The sequence below is a fragment of the Nostoc sp. genome, assembly GCF_036917095.1.
In the GTDB taxonomy this organism is placed as follows: domain Bacteria; phylum Cyanobacteriota; class Cyanobacteriia; order Cyanobacteriales; family Nostocaceae; genus Nostoc.
Genome location: NZ_JBALFH010000044.1, coordinates 78,693 through 96,990 on the forward strand (window position 1 = coordinate 78,693; position 18,298 = coordinate 96,990).

The window sequence follows — 18,298 nt, forward strand, 5'->3', positions numbered from 1 at the left end:
CTCCTGCCCCCTGCCTTAAAGACGGAAATTTCATGAGTAAAGAGCAAGACACTATTTTACTTGTAGAGGATAATCACAAAGATGTGCTTCTGCTGCAACGAGCGTTCCGCAAGGCTAATATTGTTAATCCAGTTCAGGTGGTAAATGATGGCGATGCAGCAGTGTTATATCTGTCAGGGGAGGAACCTTATGGCGATCGCACTCGTTATCCCTTGCCTGTACTAATCTTGCTCGATCTGAAACTCCCCCGCAGATCCGGGGCTGAGGTTTTGATGTGGTTACGGCAGCAACCAGAACTCAGGCGCTTACCTGTCGTAGTTCTCACCTCATCGAGGGAGTATGCCGACATCAATCATATTTATGACATAGGTGTAAATGCTTACATAGTTAAGCCAGTTATTTTTAATGAATTAGTAGAAATTGTTATAACCCTTAATCTCCACTGGATTATGTTTAACGAAAGACCGCAATTTTGAACTGTTTGAACATTTTTTGGGCTTTCTTGCAGCCGTTATCCTTACGTAAATATAATAAAGTTAAATGTTACGTATTCTTCTAATTGATGATAATTTGAATGACCGCCTACTGGCGATTCATGTACTAAAGCAAGAGTTTTTTGACCTCCAGTTTCACGAAATTGTTCAAGCAAAAGACTTGGAAGAAGCACTGGAGACAGGACAGTTTGATTTAGTAATAACGGACTATCAATTACGCTGGAGCGATGGCTTAACCGCGATCCGGGCAATTAAAAACCGTTATCCTGATTGCCCAGTAATAATGTTTACCAATAGTGGCACTCAGGAAGTTGCCGTTGAGGCAATGAAATCGGGATTGGAAGATTACATCATCAAGTCTCCTAAGCACTATGTTCGATTACCCGCAGCAGTCCGCCGAGCAATAGAGCGGACTGAAGCTCAACGTAAAGCAGTCAGGCTAGAATCACGCTTTCAAACTTTACTAAATAATTTAAATGTGGGAATTTATCGCTTAACGGCAGATGGTACTTTACTCGAAGGTAATCCCGCATTTCTGCGGCTGTTGGGTTTGAATTCTCTAACTGAAATTCCTGCAAGTCAAACTCTTGAGTCTTATTTCCAACCATTGAACTATGCCGAAGTTCTCAACCAATTAAAGCAAAATAGCGAAATCCGCGATCGCGAGATGCAATTGCGCCGAGCGAATGGTACTTTCATTTGGGTACGAATTAGTACAACTTTTACCCAAGTAGATGGTACAACCGTTATTGACGGCTTAATAGAGGATATTAGCGAACCGCAAGCCGCGCTGCGCGAACGCAAACAAGCTGAAAAAGCTCTACACCAAAGTGAGGAACGCGCCCAACTTGCCGTTAACATCAGTCGGCTTGGGACTTGGTATTATGACCCCAGTACGAACCTCGTCGAGTTGGACAAGCGAATGCGCGAGATTTGGGGCGAACCGGATGACACCGCCTTTATCCCTCTGTCGATGGTAATAGAGCGCATCCACCCAGATGACCAAGAGCGTGTAGTCAACACTATTAGCAATGCGCTCAACCCGATGTCATCGGGTACTTATGAAATTGACTATCGGATCGTCTGGAAGGATGGAACTGAGCGGTGGATATTCGCTAATGGGCAGATGCAATTTGAGGGAGAGGGGGTGTCCAAGCAAGCGGTAAGGTTCCTGGGAACCGCACTCGACATCACCGAACGCAAACGAGCAGAGGAACGGCTGCACCTGCTGTATGAAACGACCAGCGATTTACTGGCCACGGAACATCCCATGCAGTTGATGAATAACTTGTTTAACAAGCTCTCAGCCCAGCTAGAGTTACATTCTTACTACAACTACATGGTTGAGGTAAAAGACAACCAGCAAATGCTGCATCTGAGCAACTATGGGGGGATCTCTGAGGCAACGGCTCAGTCACTCGAATGGATTGAAATTGGTGAATATCTTTGCGGGCTGGTGGCACAACAGCGGCAGCAAATTGTCCTCGATCGATCGCAAATCTCCACCCATCCCAACGCGCAGCTTGTCAACTCAATTGGCATCACGGCTTATGCTGGACAACCGTTGATTGTACAGGGACGATTATTGGGAACGCTCTCCTTTGCCAGTCGTACCCGCACCTGCTTTACTCCCGAAGAAATCGAGCTGCTGCAATCCACTTGCGAGCAGATAGCGATCGCTATTGAGCGGGCAAACCTACTTGCTTCAATCCAGCAACAAGCTCAACAATTGCAACAAGCCAACCGGATTAAAGATGAGTTTTTGGCAGTGTTATCCCATGAATTGCGATCGCCCCTTAATCCGATTTTGGGTTGGTCGAAACTACTCCAAACCTCTAAGCTTGACGAAGCCAAAACCGCTTATGCTCTGAGTGCGATCGAACGCAATGCCAAGTTACAGTCCGAACTGATTGAAGACTTGCTAGATGTCTCCCGAATTCTGCAAGGCAAACTTAGCCTGAAAGTTTGCCCAGTCGAGCTAGTATCGATCGTTCAAGCTGCAATGGAAACTGTGCGGCTGGCGGCTGAAAGCAAGTCGATTCAAATTCAGGCCAAACTTGAACCAAATGTAGGGAAAGTTTTGGGCGATCCCAACCGATTACAGCAAGTGATTTGGAATCTCGTCTCGAACGCAATTAAGTTCACTGACATCGGGGGACGAGTGGATATCCGGCTCCAGCAAGTTAGCTCTTTTGCCGAAGTCACTGTTATCGATACAGGTCAAGGAATTCACCCTGACTTTCTCCCCTATGTGTTTGAATACTTCCGCCAAGCAGATGGTGCTACAACCAGAAAGTTTGGTGGACTGGGGTTAGGGTTGGCGATCGTCCGTCACTTAGTCGAATTGCATGGCGGAACTGTTCGGGTAGAAAGTGCAGGTGAAGGTCAGGGGGCAACCTTTACTGTGAAACTTCCGCTCATGGCAACTCCACCCCAGACGAACGCGGACAGTAAACCGTCTGAGCCATCCTTAAATTTGTATGGCATCAAAGTTTTGGTGGTAGATGATAATGCAGATACACGGGAGTTTATTGCTTTTATGCTAGAGATGTATGGAGCGAATGTAACAACTGTCACCTCAGCCGTTGAAGCTCTTGCCACTTTAACCAAGTACAAAGCAGACGTGCTACTCAGCGATATTGGGATGCCAGAAATGGATGGCTATATGCTAGTGCGCCAACTGAGAGCCTTACCGTGCCAACAGGGCGGGAAGATTCCAGCGATCGCCTTAACAGCATATGCTGGAGAAATTAACTATCAAAAGGCTATAGAGGCAGGTTTTCAAGGTCATATTCCGAAGCCAATCGATCCAGTAAAGCTGGTTGAGACGATTACTGACTTGCTTAAACAGAGGCAGTAAGGGAGGCAGGGGGCAGGAGGCAGGGTGAGAAATAAAAGCTCAAGCGTATTACCCCATACCCTTACAACCCTTTAATTTCTAACGCTCTACAATAATTGTAATTTTTAATTAGTGGGGATTTTATTGCTTGGAAGTCCCTTAGCAACAACGATTCTAGCAATGTAGTCTTTGGTCACAACATTAATTCCGCTCTTTGGGTAAGGCAAAACGTCTCTCAATGTCACCGTATATTTATCTAAAAATTGAATTGGTGGAACATCACGACCTGGTATAAGGGTTAGCGTTAATGTTGAAACCTTCTTACCATTTTTTATGATGTCTAATTCAATAACAACTTGCCCTTGCCAAATACAATTTACATTAGAAGGACACCTAGAATCCTGGATAACTTTTGAAAATTTTATTTCAATATTTTCATTTTGAAGGTAAGCTATCTGTCCATACTTCAGATTAAATTGAGTATCTAAGGTAGTTTTAACTCTGTGGTTAAACTGTTGATTATTACCTTGAGCAATTGATTGGGCTTCTATTCTTGAAGGCTTGATATTTGATAATAGTCCATAGCTAGGGAGACAATTTACTCCGCTAAGAAATGTTAAAATAAGTGCTGCACTAGTTACACTTTTCATTAGTAATACTCCATAGTCATAATTTTTTGTTATTTGAGCCAAAAAATAGGCTTATCAATTGTTATGTTTACTGGTAGAGTAAAGCTTTAAAACATAAAACCCAGCTAACTCTTGTGCGATCGCCTATTGTTTGCCTTTATTTGTTAGCATTCACTAGGCTAACTTAAATTATACATTAGAACGCAACTTAGTATAAAGAGTCTCCCCTAGAAGGAGAGAGGAATAGAAGGGAGGTTTTTCAATGCTTTTGTTCAGCGGAGAGACTTTAAGCTTTCAGTCTTTTGTACTAAGAAATCAGTGAAGATACTCATAATCGTGCGCTGACGTAATTTCACATTAGCATTAATGGACATACCTGATTGCAATGGAACTTGACGCTGATTAATCAGTAATTTCTGCCCATGTAGGCGGACTTTTGCGGAAAAACGCCAGAAATTATAAACTTGGTCTGGAGGTAGAGCATCAGAGCCAATCTCAACTAATTCGCCTTTGATATCACCATACTCTTGGAAGGGAAAGGAATCAATTCTCACATCCACTTGTTGCCCTTCTTTGACAAAGCCGATGTCGCGGTTGGTGATGTATACATTAGCAACCAAGTTATCGCTAGGAACGAGTTTCAAAAGCGGTTCGCTGGAATTAACCACAAATCCTGCTGTTTTGGCTTTGAGTTCAAAGACAGTTCCATCTACGGGTGCAGTAATTTTCTGATATTTCAGGGTTTGTTCTGCCTGAATTAACTTACTATCAATCTCTCCAATTTGACCATTAATTTCATAGATGCGTTTCTGATTATCTACAATTACCTTGGTTAATTGGCTATCAATTCCGGCAATATTTTTGTCATTATCTGTAATTTTGGCAAGTAAGTCTTCTTGAGACACAGCCGCAGTATTGCGGAATTTTTCATTTGACTGTGCGATCGCTAATTGTAATCGCTGCTGTTCTCTACTCAGTTGGATCACTTCAGCTTGTTTAGTGCTGACATCCTGTTGCTGTTTCAAGTATTGTATTTGGGAGATAGCCCCCTGCTGTGCTAGAGGTTCAAATTTATGAAGAATTTTTTGATTAATTATCAGCAACTCTTTAGCACTAGTTAACTGTGCCTGAGTCTGGAAAAATTGCTGTTGCGTCTGTCCCGTTTCTAAATTAGCTGTGGCTAAACGCGATTCTAATTCTATTTGGCGATTTCGCAAGCGTAACTGTTGCTCTCTTGTGAAAGTATTTCCAGCAGTCGCACCGTTTAACTGTGTCCGATACAACTGGTTTTCGGCAATAATCGCGGCTCGACTTTTGGTCAAGAAGGCTAGTTCTGGTTTAATTTTCAACAGAGCAGTTTGCTGTGCTACTTCCTGTAGTGATATGCTCCCTTGAAGCTGACGGCGATAGAAGTCATTTTCTTGCTCTAGTGCTTGTTTTGCAAGTAATTGAGCCGCCCGACTTTGTTTTAATGAAGTTAACTCCGCCTCAGAAGAAGTTTTTTCTAGGGTAACGAGCGTTTCACCTTTTTTGACTCGCTGACCATCTTTGACTAGAATCTCGTTAACAACACCATGAACCGGAGCCTGAATTTCTTTGACTGCACCCTGTGGTTCTAACTTGCCAGTCGCATGAATTGATTCATCAATTTGGAAAACTGAGGCCCAGATTACGGTGAAGGCGCTAACTCCGATAATAGTCCAAGCGATCGCTCGCGACCAAGTAGGAGTTTGTTGCAAAAGTACTGGTCGATCGAATTTATATTGAATGTTCATAATAAATGGGGAATGGGGAATGGGGCATTGGGGAGTGCAGAGAGACGCGATTAATCGCGTCTGTACAAGAGTTAGGAGTGCTAAGGTTAAAGTTCCGAGTTCAAAGGCTCAACGTTCAAGCAAAAAGGTGCAACTTCCGAGTTCAAAGGCTCAACGTTCGAGTAAAAAGGCTCAACTTCCGAGTTCAAAGGCTCAACGTTCGAGTAAAAAGGCTCAACTTCCGAGTTCAAAGGCTGAAGTATCGAGTTTTAAGCTTGAAGTTTCATTATTTAAAGTTGAAACAATAGTATTTACGGCTGACAAATGACTAATGACAAATGACAAATGACAAATGACAAATGACTAATGACTAATGACTAATGACAAATGACTAATGACAAATGACTAATGACTAATGACTAATGACTAAACTTTCGCTTCCTGTTGCTGATACAGACAGTAGTAATAACCTTTGAGCGCCATCAATTCTTCATGAGTTCCCTGTTCTACCACAGCACCTCGATCCATCATTAAAATGATATCGGCGTTGCGAATTGTGCTGAGGCGGTGAGTAATGAAAAATACTGTTTTACCTTGGAAAGTTCTCGCCAAGTTACCGCAGACTTGGGCTTCGGCATTGTAATCTAAGGCGCTCGTTGCTTCATCGAGAATCAGTAATTGGGGATTTTGCAGAACAGTACGAGCGATCGCTACTCGTTGGCGTTGTCCTCCAGACAGCCCCGAACCTCGTTCGCCGACACGGGTGTTATAGCCATTGGGCAGAGACATAATAAAGTCGTGGGCGAATGCTACCTTGGCGGCGGTAATAATTTCTTCATCGCTAGCATCAGGATATCCCAAGGCAATGTTTTCCCGGACTGTCCCATCAAACAGGAGGGTATCTTGTAGCACCATCCCAATCTGACGGCGTAAGGAATAAAGTTCTACTTTGCTGATATCGTAGCCATCAATCAAGATTTTGCCGGACTTGGGTTCGTAAAGCCGAGGTAACAATTTTAGCAGAGTGCTTTTACCGGAACCGCTTTGACCAACAATTCCCACAAAGGAGCCAGCAGGGAAATCTAAGTTAATATTGCATAGTTGCATCGGCCCGTGTTCCGCGAAACTGAAGCTGAGATTTTCAAAGCGGACGCTACCTTGAATACTGGGCATGAGGATATTTTGAGAGTTGCCGATTTCTGTTTCTTGGGGAGTGTCTAAAATATCAGCAAGGCGTTGCAGAGATAGGGCGGTTTCTTGAAAGTTCTGCCAAAGTTGCATTAACCGTAACAAGGGACTAGTGACATAACCAGCCAGGATGCGAAAGGCGATGAGTTGTCCCAAGGTAAGTTGCTGATTGAGGACGAGAAAAGCTCCCACCCACAGCACTAACATGCTGGAAAACTTGTTGAGAAAACTGCTAACAGAACTGGCGGTAGTTTGGGTAGAAACTGTTTTGAAACCAGCGCTGATGTAACGAGCATATCGTTCTTGCCATTGCCAACGCGATCGCATTTCTAAATTTTGCGCCTTGACTGTCTGCATTCCCCCCATTACTTCCACTAAGTAAGATTGCGTCTCGGCATTACACTCAGCTTTCTCTTGCAATTGTCGCCGCATCAAAGGTGATACCATCAAGTTGAGCAAGCCAAACAACGGTACTGTTGCCAAAGCAACTAATGTCAACACTGGGCTGTAAATTGCCATTACTACGATGTAAACCACTGAAAACACAGCATCCATCACCACAGTTAAAGCTGTACCAGTCAAGAAAGAACGGATGTTTTCCAATTCGTGAATTCGCGTTGCCAATTCCCCCACAGGACGGCGTTCAAAGTAAGATAATGGCAGACGCAACAGGTGATTAATCACCTCAGAACCAAGGGTGAGGTCAATCCGGTTAGTGGTATCTGTAAATAAATGAGTGCGAACGCTGGTAAGTATTGCTTCGATGACTGCTACTACCAGCAAAAAGATGCCGAAAACTTCCAGGGTATCAGGGCTGTTACCAACCAGTACTTTGTCAATAATCACCTGTGTAGCGAGGGGATTTACCAGCCCAAACAGTTGGATAACAATGGAAGCGATTAATACTTCAATTAATACTTTGCGATAGCGCCGCAGCGAGGGTACAAACCAACTCAAACTAAACCGCGCCTTGGGAGTATTTTTGGTGGTTTGTAGCAGTAGAACTTCTCCTCCAGCCCCCCAATTTTCTTCAAAGTCTCGGAGTTTGTAGCGCAGTAGTCCCATCTCTGGAACAGCAATGAGCAACTCTCGATCGCTATTTTTGTAAATGATGGCAAAACTATCTTGCCACGAAATCATTACTGGTAATTGCAAGCGTCCAACTGCGACGGCGGGAACTTTCACTATCTGTGTTGTCAACCCCATCAACTCGGCGGCGGCGGCGCAAAATTGCAGAGATATAATACCTTTCTGTTCCTGCTGCTTTGTCAACACCCGGCGGAGTGTATCTTTGCGCCAGGAGATGTTAAAGTATTGGCTCAACATTTGGAAGCAAGCTAGGGAACCATCTAAGGGGCCTCTACCCTTGATATAAGGATACTTTTTTTGTTTCCCCTTAGCTGCTGGTTCTTCTGTGACAGTAACTTCTGAGGCGTAGGGAATCTCTGCGGGTAAGAGTATTTTTGGCGTATGAGGGGCGAGATTTTCTCCAAGTATTGATTTGGGTAACCCCACCAGACGCATATTTACATTAAATTTCAGCTTAGGGTTGAGTTCATCCAACTCTAGGCGACTACCCACGGGGAACTCAGCATCAAAATTACTGCTGACTAACCACAAAAATTCTGAATTTAACTGCTGGTGAAAGACTTTGCGGGCAGGGATGGTTCGGAGGATAGCAACTTCAGTTGCAGCCTGGGCAAGCTTAATTACATTCTTGCTCCCATCTGCGCGACGACTGAGTTCTTCGGTGAGTAGTTCATATACTTCTAAAAGAGCGATTTCATTTTGCAATGCTTGGACAAAAGCCTCTTCCTGCTTGAGTAAGGTTAGAAAACTAGCAATAGGTAGATTAATCGCGATAACTTCAGTAGAAGCGATCGCAGTCTCACATGCAATACCCCGCACATGACTTACCCAACCCAAAACCTCTCCTGCTGAGAGTAATTTCAGTGTCGCTGGATTTTGTCCTTGAGTATTGTAGCCTAATAAACGCGCTTGTCCTTGGTAGATAATGCTAATCTGAGCGGGCATAGCTTCCCGTGCTACTATTACCTGCCCGATGCGATAGCGGCAAAATTGCACCTTGTCTAGCAAACTTTCTAAAGCATTTTTTGGCAGATAATTGAAAGGAAACAAATCGGCAATAAATTCTTGAATATCAACGGTTGTATTTGTCGTCATTTTAGACATCCTATTTTAATAACTTCTAGGCAGCATTTGCTTCTTGAACCTGTGCGGGTTTGGTGTTGATTCCCATCCAGGTTTTTTCTTCTGGTGATAGTTGATTCAGTTGTTGTTGAAACCAAGTTTCAAAATTCTCTTGCAGCAATCGTTGGCGCATAAAATCGTCCAACTGTGCAGTTATAAACTTTTCCACACGGACAATTATCCATGAGTCTCCAAAGGGTACGGGTGGTTGAACTATACCCACTTGGCTTGTGCAAAGTAACCGAGCAAAATTTGGGGTAATTGTACCAAGTTCCACTGGGCCGAGGATGCCGCTTGTATCAGCTTCAAGGCCTTGGGAATATTCACGCGCCAACTCAGAGAATGGCTGCTCTCCTTCTGTAATTCGGAAGAATAGCTCGTTAGCAGTTCCTCTGTTATTAGTCCGAATTAAAGAATAAATGACTTTATCAAAATGTCTTTTGTATTTGAGGAAGTAAGATTCTAGTTGATGTCCCCAAGTTATTTGTTTGAATTTTTCTACTCTCAGCTTGCGGGTGGCGAAAAGTTCTAGTTGTGCTTGAGTTAAACCATAACGCAAACACCAATCTTGGATTTTTTCTTCGCTGTTTAAATCCCAAAGCTGATAAAATTGCTCTAGAGCCTGAGTTGTTTCGGCTTGTGTGCAGGTAATTGGTGCGATCGCTAATTCAATAATGCTCTGAGATAACAATTGCGGGATTAGATTGTAACTTGCTAAAAAGGGGATAATTTCTGGCGGTAAGATGGCGCTGCCGCTACGCCCGTCGTAGGCATCGCCTAGTTGTAATGTTTTATTCATAATATTTGTGCAAAAACTTGAAAAGTCTTTCTCCCCCTGCTCCCTGCTCCCTGCCCCCTTGCAGTCTTAATGATAAGTCTTTAACCGGACACGATATGAGCCATGCAGAGATAAATTGAGAAATGCAAGCGGTAAAGTTCAGGTATGGATTTGTACCGCTTGCATCATTTGCATACTCTTGAAAGCATTGCCGTACAAAGCTTTCAAGTACTATTCACCACTGCTAATGCCTAAACTTAAGCAGGGACAGAGAACTGGTTAAAAGTCACGTTGTAGTTAGTGGCGCCAGTGAATTCAGTTACCTGCAAGAAGTAGTCACCACGTACACTAATGTTGGAAATCAGTTCCGAAGTAATACCTCCATTATTAGAGCTGGCAATTACCTCACCTGCATCGACGATACGATTGTTGTTAGAATCTCGAATCACCCGGATATCAGCATCGGCGCTTAATCCTTCCAATCTGATGTCAGCACCCTGACGAAATCCCAAAGAGAAGCTGTAAACATCAGTAGTATTCTGGTTATTGACGTTACCTGTACGAGTGATATTACCTGACAAGTCACCAAGTACAAATTCTTTAGGTAGAAGGTTGCTGGAACTGGCTGAAATCGGAAAAGTTCCAGCAGGTTCAGTCGCAGATAAGGCTAAATTGTAACTGACATTGCCTGAACTACCTGGAGCAAAGCGAGATACTTCCGCAAAAAAAGTACCTGGGCTAGTTTTAAAGTTAATCGCCTCATCTTGGTTGCTTCCGTGATTGGAAACAATTCCAACTTTTCGGTCGAAGTCATCCAATACACCGTTAAGGTTAGAATCCTTAAACAGCCGGATATCGGCATCATCACCCGCGCTGATATCTGTGAGAGACAGGTTGATATTTTTGCCACTGGTGGTTTTGAACTGAAAGACATCCGTGGTATCAGATGTAGTTAAATCAGAGTTATTCTTAACAACAGGGGTGCTACCGAGTGTACCAAGATCGAAAAGTGCCATTTTTTTGTCCTTTAGATGTTGATTGTGATGCGATCAAGTTCAGATGAAGTTATGGTTTGCACAGATGTAAATCTTCGATTTAAATCGATATTTACGGGAATTAATGGCTTAGGGTTTGATGAAAATAAATATTATGTATTATTTTCAATAGAGCCTTAGCTATTTGGTTGTGTGCTTGCCGTGTTCAGAACTTGTTGTTTATCTATGAATCTAAATTAAACTGTTTTTTCAATAAACACAGCATGAAAAAGACTTCTATAGTTAGGTGTTTGTTCAAGTAAATTTCAAGTGTTTTGTATTGTTTAGTCATAAAAAGTCTTATGACTCACCATTGGCGTAATTGAGAATGAGTTTGATGAAATAAGGGATGTTAAGACTTACGCACTAAAGTCTAAAACTTAGATTCCTCTGAGCAGGCCTTAAAAAGGCTACTGTGTACACATAAGTCTTTTAGAGTTGCTGCGTAACGTAGAGTGAGTTAATTTTTATAAGCATTGCAGGTCGATGCATTGGCATTGCAGGTCGATGCATAAGCATTGCAGGTCGATGCATTGGCATTGCAGGTCGATGCATTGGCATTGCAGGTCGATGCATTAACATTACAGGTCGATGCATTGGCATTGCAGGTTGATGCATTGGCATTGCAGGTCGATGCATTGACATTGCAGGTCGATGCATCAAGAGACTTGCGTGTACACTGTAGCTTTTTAAGGGGAGAATTTCTAGAGCCAACTTTTTAAGAGGGTTGGGGAATCTGAGTGCGTAAGCCTTGGATATGTGAAGAAGCAAGTGAAAGCTTGCGTCAAGCGATCGCTTTGGCAAACTTTTGTCACAAAAATAAATGTATATATTGATACGAAAAAACCTCTGGTAATTCAGAGGTTTCTTATGATTAACTGGATGTTTCTGGTAGTCTTTAAGCGATCGCTAATTTATGAGTTTTCACTCGTCACTTGTTACACTTCACTTCATCAACCGACGATAGAACCCCACAGACATACATCTGTGCCTAAATCCCTTCCCCGAAGGAAGCTTAAAAAATCTTTAACATCAATTTTGTTGAAATATTTGATCGATGCAGCTATAATTTATCCAATGAAGCGGTAAGTTCAGGTATAACTTTTTGCCGCTTGTATCATTTGCATACCCTTGAAAAAATTGCCGTACAATACTTTCAAGTACTAGTCACCACTCCCGATGCCTAAACTTAAGCAAAGGGGGTGGTGAACTAGTTAAAAGTCAAAGTGTAGTTAGCGCTATCTTTGAATTACTCGACCTGTAGAAAGTATTTACCAGCATTATTAATATTGGAAATAATATCTGAGGTAATACCGCTCTTAATAGAACGGGCAATTTCCTCGATTGCAATTAAAGTCTCAAATTAGTTGGATATCAGCATCGTTGCTCAGTCCGCTTTAGTTAAGTCTGATGTAATTTTTTTGTCTAAAGTGGGGAATAAAAGCGGCAAAGTTCAGATAGAATTCTTTGCCGCTTACATCATTTGCATACTCTTGAAAGCATTGCCGTACAAAACTTTCAAGTACTACTCACCACTGCCGATGCCTAAACTAAAGCTTGGGGGGTAGTGAAGTGGTCGAAAGTCACAGTGTAGTTAGAGGTAGAGAATTGAGTGACTTGCAAGAAGTAGTCACCAGATAAGTTAGTGTTGGAAATAAGCTCTGACCCAGTACCTCCACTAGTAGAGCGTGCAACTTCCTCACCAGCATCAACGATGCGATTGTTGTTAGAGTCCCGAATCAGCCGGATGTCAGCATCGCCGTTCAGTCCGTTCAATTTAATGTTGACACCCTCAAAAAATCCCAAAGAGAAGTTGTAAACATCAGTAGTGTTTTGGTTATTGACGTTACCTGTACGAGTAACATCAGCTGACAAGTTACCAAGTACAAATTCTTTAGGTAGAAGGTTACTGAAACTGGCTGAAATCGGAAAAGTTCCAGATGGTGCAGTTGCAGACAAGGCTAAATCGTAACTAACACTGCCTGAACTACCTGGAGTAAAGCGAGATACTTCCGCAAAAAAAGTACCTGGGCTAGTTTTAAAGTTAATCGCCTCATCTTGGTTGCTTCCGCGATTGGAAACAAGTCCAACTTTTCGGTCGAAGTCGTCTAATACACCGTTAAGGTTAGCATCCTTAAACAGTCGGATGTCGGCATCATCACCAGCGCTGATGTCTGTCAGAGACAGGTTGATGTTTTTGCCGCTGGTGATTTGGAACTTAAAAACATCTGTGGGGTCTGTAGTAGTTAAAGTAAAGTTATCTCTGACAACAGGGGTGCTACCTACTGTACCAAGATTGAAAAGTGCCATTTTTTTGTCCTTTAAGTGCTGATTGTGATTTGGTCAAATTCAGGTAAGTTGTGGTTTGCACAGATGTAAACTTTCTATTTGAAGTTACATTTACTGGAATTTGGCGGCTTAGTAGTTTAATGAAAATAAATATTATTTATTATCTTCAATAGAGCCTTAGCTGTTTGCTTTTGTGCTTGCCGCGTTCAAAACCTGTTGTTTAACCATGAATCTAAATTAAGCTGTTTCTTCAATAAACACAGCATGAAAAAGACCTCAATAGTTAGGTGTTTGAAAGTCAATTCAAACTGCTTTGTATTATTTAGTCAGAAAAAGTCATATAATTCGCCGTTGGCGTAATTGAGAATGAGTTTGATGAAATAAGGACTTACGCAAAATTATGAAAAAACGAACCGCGTTCGCGTAGCGTCTCGCAGAGAAAGAAGGACACGAAGGAAAGAGGGTTTCAGAGAGTTCTCGCGTAAGTCCTAGAAATAAGGGATGTGTGAAGAACTAGGCGATCGTTTTGGCAAACCTTGGTCATACCAAAAAATTGTTGTAATAAATTGATACAAAAAAACCTCTGAGTTACCAGAGGTTTCTTATGCTTAACTGGATGTAGTAGCCTTTAGGCGATCGCTGAGTTACGATCGCTTCTTACACCTTCACATCATGGGCGAAACTGCCCCATCGAATCTGTTAAGGCAGGCTGGCGTTGCAGGGGGAGAGAAAAAAGCTTAACCCAAGCGTATTGATGTTTAATTCGATTATGCAAAGATGTTTTTTAGCTTAGTTATTATGTTTGCGATCGCCACTCATGGCTTGTTCTTTGCGTGCTAATCGCTCAAGCCCTGCCCATTAGAGTATTTTTACTCTAAGATAATGTAAAATTTATACCCTCTGAATGAGTTTCTTCAACCTATAGCAAGAGTCTCATTTTCCATTAAGCGCCTAGTATGAAGAACTATGTAATCAAATCGCAGTATATCTGCCTTTCAAATTATGGACTGGAAGTACAGGTGGAAAAATGGCTATAAACCAAGCCGAGACGAAGCAGCCAAAAACCCTCATTTGTTAGATGAGAGTCAGTTCGAGAACGAGCAAGACCGAAAGCTAGCTGAAGAATCTGCAAGGAAGCATTTGGGTATACCTGCACCAACCTTAGACGAAGATCGGTCAATATTACCTCATTAGCTTCGCCTAATGAAAAGGCTTAATAACACCATTTCCAAAAATCTTTGCAACAAATTGGCTGTAGGGGCGTATAGCTGTACGCCCCTAATCATCTACCTGTAGCAAGAATTTTTTGAAACCATATACAGCTTGGGCATTTTGTGCCTATGTACGCTCCACACCATTATAAAACTCCACAAAATGCAGATTTCTCAACTTTTCAATCGATTAAACAATAGGAAATTTACTAAGTTACTCACTCAAACAGTAGGTTTAGGTGTAAGTATATGTGCTATTGTTCTCCTCTCAACTACTAATGCTAATGCTGCCGAGCAAGTTATCTTAAAGTATGGTAGTTTTCAGGGGCAAATATCTGTTCAAGAATTAACTCAGTTTACAGAAACTGGTAAAACTACCCCGACGTTAACAGCTTATTTGCAGGCGGCCCAACAAGACCCCGCAGTAGCTCGTAAGGCACTGAAAGCTCGTATAAAAGCCGATCCTGCTTTTTTAAATAACTTACTGTCTAGCTGGGCAGGGCCAATTTTGGTTAACCAAATTGGTGAAGTAGTTCACCCTCCCGCAGGACAACTAAATCAGCAAGCGCTGCAAAGTGCTTTAAGTGCATCTATTCAACAAAATGGTGAAGTTACACTGCTTGGAGCCATTCAGAATTATCCAAATACTGCTGTTGAACTTGAAGGAGATCGTCTCATCGGTGTTTATGAACGCCTAAGCAATCTTGCAGAGCTATTGTAAGGGTTACATAGACATAATACAGTTGCGATCGGATGATTAATTTGGTATTTCAAGAGTCGTAAATTCTTAGTCACGATCGCGATTAAGTTAATACTGATGAGTCTATCTTAGGGTTCATACCCTCTTACTTAGAAATTCCCTAACCTAAATGTAGAGTTTAGTTTAAGAATAGGGAAAAGATTTGTATGACAACCGATGTTTCTAAAGATATTAAGAAGGATGTTAATGGGTCACTGATAAGTGGTGTTCTTTTGACTATTTTTGGGGTTATTGCGATCGCAGCGCCTAACCTCTCGACCATATTCGCCGAGACTTGGATTGCGGTGATTTTGATTTTCGCCGGATTTACAAAACTAGTTTATGCCACTCAAACCCGCCACCAAGGAGGTTTTATTTGGAAACTTCTATTGAGCGGACTCTATATTGCAACCGGCATAATGCTGTTTGTTTATCCTTTTACAGGTATTCTCACACTGACTCTGTTGCTTGGCAGCTTTTTACTGGCTGAAGGTACATTCGAGTTAATTCTGGCATTCCGGTTACGTCCGCAAGATAACTGGACGTGGATACTAGGTAATGGGATTATTACGCTGGTCTTAGGCGCAATGATTTGGTTCCAGTGGCCCTTCAATTCGCCCTGGCTTCTTGGGACACTAGTTGGTGTCAGCATTCTTTTCACTGGCGTTTCACGCGTAATGCTGTCATTGAATGCGCGTTCTACCTCCAATCCTACTAATGAAGCTGCAAATCCTACTTAGTAGATAGGGAATGGGGAAGAAGCAGGGGAGCCGGGGAGCCGGGGAGCAGGGGGCAGGGGGCAGGGGGCAGGGGGAAAATTCCTCTCCTTTGCACCCTGCCCCTCTGCCTCTTTTCAATGCCCAAAAATTGAGTAGTGAAACTTTATAAGACATTGCAGCAGCGATCGCTCTGATATTGCTAAATTAGCTAAGGAAATCAAAATCAAGGCCAGCTAGCTGCAATCAACAATGGTATCTATTGCTACTCCCTTCTCGGATATTCAAAACCATTGGGCACGCTCATTTATTACAGCCTTAGCCCAACGTGGTATTGTCAATGGGTTGCCTAACGGCACTTATCGCCCCGATAACTCAGTTACCCGCGCTGAATTTGCCGCCATTATCGCCAACGCATTTGGGACAGTTTCCAAGAAACGGCAGTATGTTCCCTTTGTTGATGTACCCACTAATTATTGGGCAGCAGCAGCCATTCAAGCAGCTTACGAAAAAGCATTTCTTACCGGGTTTCCTGATAAAACTTTCCGTTCAGCTAACCGAATTACTAGGGTGGAAGTTTTAGTTTCCTTGGTAGGAGGCTTAGAAGTAGCCACCAAGGTAAAACCTGAACTCCTCTCACAACTCCCACAAATTTATCAAGATTCTGTTCAGATTCCTGGGTATGGTAGAAATCAGGTAGCTATTGCCACTAGTGCTGGATTGGTGGTTAGTTTCCCAAATATCAAATTACTCAATCCCAATCTCGCAGCCACCCGTGCAGATGTGGCAGCGATCATTTATCAAGCTTTGGTCTATTTAGGTAAGGCAGAAAAAATTGTCTCTAGTTACCTAGTGCAGCTGCCAATACCAACGCCAACACCAACACCAATACCAACGCCGATACCAACGCCCATACCAACGCCGACACCCACACCTACACCTGTCGGTAGCGTTAGGGTAAATCATAGCCGGGAGTTCCGGGGGGCATGGGTAGTATCTGTGTGGAATGGTGATTGGCCTTCCAAAGCGGGACTTTCTGTAGCCCAACAAAAAGCCGAACTTAGCGAGATTATTAGTAAATTACAAGCGCTAAACTTCAATGCCCTCATTTTCCAGGTGCGACCGGAGGGAGATGCCTTGTATGAATCTAAATTAGAGCCTTGGAGTGCTTGGATTACAGGAACTCAGGGGAAAGCACCAGAACCATTTTACGATCCTTTGGCGTTTGCGATCGCAGAATGTCACAAGCGCAATATTGAACTCCATGCCTGGTTTAACCCCTACCGCGCTAGCACTTCCACCGACCCAGCCAAAACAGTCCGTCCCCACATAGCAGCTACCAATCCAGAAAGCGTTTATTTGTGGAAAACTCAACGTTGGATGGACCCAGGACTAAAAATAGTTCAGGACAGAGCTTACAACGTAATTATCGACGTAGTGAAGCGCTACGATGTTGATGGCATTCACTTAGATGATTATTTCTATCCATATCCCATCGAGGGACAACCTTTCCCCGATGACAAAACCTACGCTGCATATAAAGCAACTGGTGGTACACTCAGCCTTGGCGACTGGCGACGCGACAATGTTAACAGAATGGTACAGCGCCTCTGGCAGGGAATTAAACTAACCAAACCCGACGTTAAATTTGGTATTAGTCCCTTTGGGATTTATCGCCCCGGACAACCTGCTGGTATTACTGGGTTGGATGCTTACAATGTGCTGTATGCTGACTCGAAAAAATGGTTAGAAGAAGGCTGGATTGATTATATCGCGCCTCAACTTTACTGGCGCACAGACCAACCACAACAAAGTTATTCAGCGTTGCTAAAGTGGTGGACAGAGGTAAACACAAAGCAAAGACATGTTTACGCTGGTAACAATTTGACAGAACCCAGCAATAAAAGTCGGGAGAGTGATGAGATTGAAAAGCAGGTGAAAATTAGTCGTAGCCAAGCTGGACAGTTGTCACTGGGGAATATCTTCTTTAATATCGGTGTTTTGGCGGAAAATAGTCAGGGCATTGCTGATAAATTCCAAAGTCTGCTTTATAACAAACCTGCGCTACCGCCAACTTTGTCTTGGCAGGATACATCACCACTCCCTCCACCCATTGAACTACAAGTAAATAACCGCAAACTGAATTGGCAGCCTGGTGATAATCAGCCAGTTCGTTCTTGGACACTTTATCGACAAACTGGCGATACTTGGACAATTCAGCGAATTTTGTCTGCTGGCACAACCTTCGCTACAGTCCAACAAGCGGGAACCTATGCCGTGTGTGCGGTAGATAGATTGGCGAATGAGAGTGTGGGAACAGTTATTACAGTGAGTTGAACCCAAACCCGGATTTCTCACTTCTAGATATCTCTGTAACTCATTTGGGTTAAGACAGTACACCTGTAGCTATGGGTAC

Annotated in this window: 14 protein-coding genes; 8 read left to right on the forward strand and 6 right to left on the reverse strand. The window is 42.9% G+C overall.

The features are described 5' to 3' along the window. Positions 1 to 32 precede the first annotated feature (32 nt). Both V7L01_RS24810 and V7L01_RS24815 read left to right on the forward strand, forming a co-directional pair. Positions 33 to 476 (forward strand): response regulator, encoded by a 444-nt coding sequence (locus tag V7L01_RS24810; RefSeq protein ID WP_335039437.1) that lies wholly within the window; start codon positions 33 to 35, stop codon positions 474 to 476. 64 nt (positions 477 to 540) lie between these two features. Further along, complete coding sequence (locus V7L01_RS24815; protein WP_335039439.1) at positions 541 to 3,354, forward strand: response regulator; 2,814 nt, start codon at positions 541 to 543, stop codon at positions 3,352 to 3,354. 104 nt (positions 3,355 to 3,458) lie between these two features. Here the strand turns inward: V7L01_RS24815 and V7L01_RS24820 are convergent, their stop codons facing one another. The 5 genes from V7L01_RS24820 to V7L01_RS24840 form a co-directional block, all read right to left on the reverse strand. Then, a complete protein-coding gene (locus tag V7L01_RS24820; RefSeq protein WP_335039441.1) occupies positions 3,459 to 3,983 on the reverse strand; it encodes a hypothetical protein in 525 nt (174 codons plus the stop codon). Between the two features lie 251 nt (positions 3,984 to 4,234). Further along, on the reverse strand, positions 4,235 to 5,737 hold the full coding sequence (locus V7L01_RS24825) for an HlyD family efflux transporter periplasmic adaptor subunit (RefSeq protein ID WP_335039443.1): 1,503 nt from the start codon (positions 5,735 to 5,737) through the stop codon (positions 4,235 to 4,237). Positions 5,738 to 6,142: 405 nt separating this feature from the next. Further along, on the reverse strand, positions 6,143 to 9,088 hold the full coding sequence (locus tag V7L01_RS24830) for a peptidase domain-containing ABC transporter (protein ID WP_335039445.1): 2,946 nt from the start codon (positions 9,086 to 9,088) through the stop codon (positions 6,143 to 6,145). A gap of 25 nt (positions 9,089 to 9,113) precedes the next feature. Further along, positions 9,114 to 9,914 (reverse strand): peptidylprolyl isomerase, encoded by an 801-nt coding sequence (locus tag V7L01_RS24835; protein ID WP_335039447.1) that lies wholly within the window; start codon positions 9,912 to 9,914, stop codon positions 9,114 to 9,116. Between the two features lie 236 nt (positions 9,915 to 10,150). Beyond that, positions 10,151 to 10,909 carry a pre-peptidase C-terminal domain-containing protein gene (locus tag V7L01_RS24840; protein ID WP_335039448.1) on the reverse strand — a complete coding sequence of 253 codons (759 nt, stop codon included), beginning with the start codon at positions 10,907 to 10,909 and terminating at the stop codon, positions 10,151 to 10,153. A gap of 536 nt (positions 10,910 to 11,445) precedes the next feature. Here V7L01_RS24840 and V7L01_RS24845 point away from each other — a divergent pair. Both V7L01_RS24845 and V7L01_RS24850 read left to right on the forward strand, forming a co-directional pair. After that, positions 11,446 to 11,649, forward strand: a complete 204-nt coding sequence (locus V7L01_RS24845; RefSeq protein ID WP_335039450.1) for a hypothetical protein — start codon at positions 11,446 to 11,448, stop codon at positions 11,647 to 11,649. A gap of 37 nt (positions 11,650 to 11,686) precedes the next feature. Then, positions 11,687 to 12,016 (forward strand): hypothetical protein, encoded by a 330-nt coding sequence (locus V7L01_RS24850; protein WP_335039452.1) that lies wholly within the window; start codon positions 11,687 to 11,689, stop codon positions 12,014 to 12,016. Between the two features lie 456 nt (positions 12,017 to 12,472). Here V7L01_RS24850 and V7L01_RS24855 read toward each other — a convergent pair whose 3' ends face one another. Further along, positions 12,473 to 13,237 carry a PPC domain-containing protein gene (locus V7L01_RS24855; RefSeq protein WP_335039455.1) on the reverse strand — a complete coding sequence of 255 codons (765 nt, stop codon included), beginning with the start codon at positions 13,235 to 13,237 and terminating at the stop codon, positions 12,473 to 12,475. 981 nt (positions 13,238 to 14,218) lie between these two features. Between V7L01_RS24855 and V7L01_RS24860 the strand changes: the two genes are divergently transcribed. The 4 genes from V7L01_RS24860 (at position 14,219) to V7L01_RS24875 (ending at position 18,219) form a co-directional block, all read left to right on the forward strand. Then, complete coding sequence (locus V7L01_RS24860; protein ID WP_335039457.1) at positions 14,219 to 14,410, forward strand: bromodomain-containing protein; 192 nt, start codon at positions 14,219 to 14,221, stop codon at positions 14,408 to 14,410. A 180-nt stretch (positions 14,411 to 14,590) separates the two neighbouring features. After that, a complete protein-coding gene (locus V7L01_RS24865) occupies positions 14,591 to 15,148 on the forward strand; it encodes an alpha/beta hydrolase (protein WP_335039460.1) in 558 nt (185 codons plus the stop codon). Between the two features lie 185 nt (positions 15,149 to 15,333). Then, on the forward strand, positions 15,334 to 15,906 hold the full coding sequence (locus V7L01_RS24870; protein WP_335039463.1) for an HdeD family acid-resistance protein: 573 nt from the start codon (positions 15,334 to 15,336) through the stop codon (positions 15,904 to 15,906). A 228-nt stretch (positions 15,907 to 16,134) separates the two neighbouring features. Beyond that, positions 16,135 to 18,219 carry a glycoside hydrolase family 10 protein gene (locus V7L01_RS24875; RefSeq protein ID WP_335039466.1) on the forward strand — a complete coding sequence of 695 codons (2,085 nt, stop codon included), beginning with the start codon at positions 16,135 to 16,137 and terminating at the stop codon, positions 18,217 to 18,219. Positions 18,220 to 18,298: the final 79 nt, after the last annotated feature.

What these genes read in the sequence shown, in the direction of transcription:
- V7L01_RS24865 (WP_335039460.1), top strand. Translation starts at nt 14,591, where the DNA reads ATGCAGATTTCTCAACTTTTCAATCGATTAAACAATAGGAAATTTACT.
- V7L01_RS24860 (WP_335039457.1), top strand. Translation starts at nt 14,219, where the DNA reads ATGGACTGGAAGTACAGGTGGAAAAATGGCTATAAACCAAGCCGAGAC.
- V7L01_RS24855 (WP_335039455.1), bottom strand. Translation starts at nt 13,237, where the DNA reads ATGGCACTTTTCAATCTTGGTACAGTAGGTAGCACCCCTGTTGTCAGA.
- V7L01_RS24830 (WP_335039445.1), bottom strand. Translation starts at nt 9,088, where the DNA reads ATGACGACAAATACAACCGTTGATATTCAAGAATTTATTGCCGATTTG.
- V7L01_RS24875 (WP_335039466.1), top strand. Translation starts at nt 16,135, where the DNA reads ATGGTATCTATTGCTACTCCCTTCTCGGATATTCAAAACCATTGGGCA.
- V7L01_RS24815 (WP_335039439.1), top strand. Translation starts at nt 541, where the DNA reads ATGTTACGTATTCTTCTAATTGATGATAATTTGAATGACCGCCTACTG.
- V7L01_RS24810 (WP_335039437.1), top strand. Translation starts at nt 33, where the DNA reads ATGAGTAAAGAGCAAGACACTATTTTACTTGTAGAGGATAATCACAAA.
- V7L01_RS24825 (WP_335039443.1), bottom strand. Translation starts at nt 5,737, where the DNA reads ATGAACATTCAATATAAATTCGATCGACCAGTACTTTTGCAACAAACT.
- V7L01_RS24840 (WP_335039448.1), bottom strand. Translation starts at nt 10,909, where the DNA reads ATGGCACTTTTCGATCTTGGTACACTCGGTAGCACCCCTGTTGTTAAG.
- V7L01_RS24820 (WP_335039441.1), bottom strand. Translation starts at nt 3,983, where the DNA reads ATGAAAAGTGTAACTAGTGCAGCACTTATTTTAACATTTCTTAGCGGA.
- V7L01_RS24870 (WP_335039463.1), top strand. Translation starts at nt 15,334, where the DNA reads ATGACAACCGATGTTTCTAAAGATATTAAGAAGGATGTTAATGGGTCA.
- V7L01_RS24835 (WP_335039447.1), bottom strand. Translation starts at nt 9,914, where the DNA reads ATGAATAAAACATTACAACTAGGCGATGCCTACGACGGGCGTAGCGGC.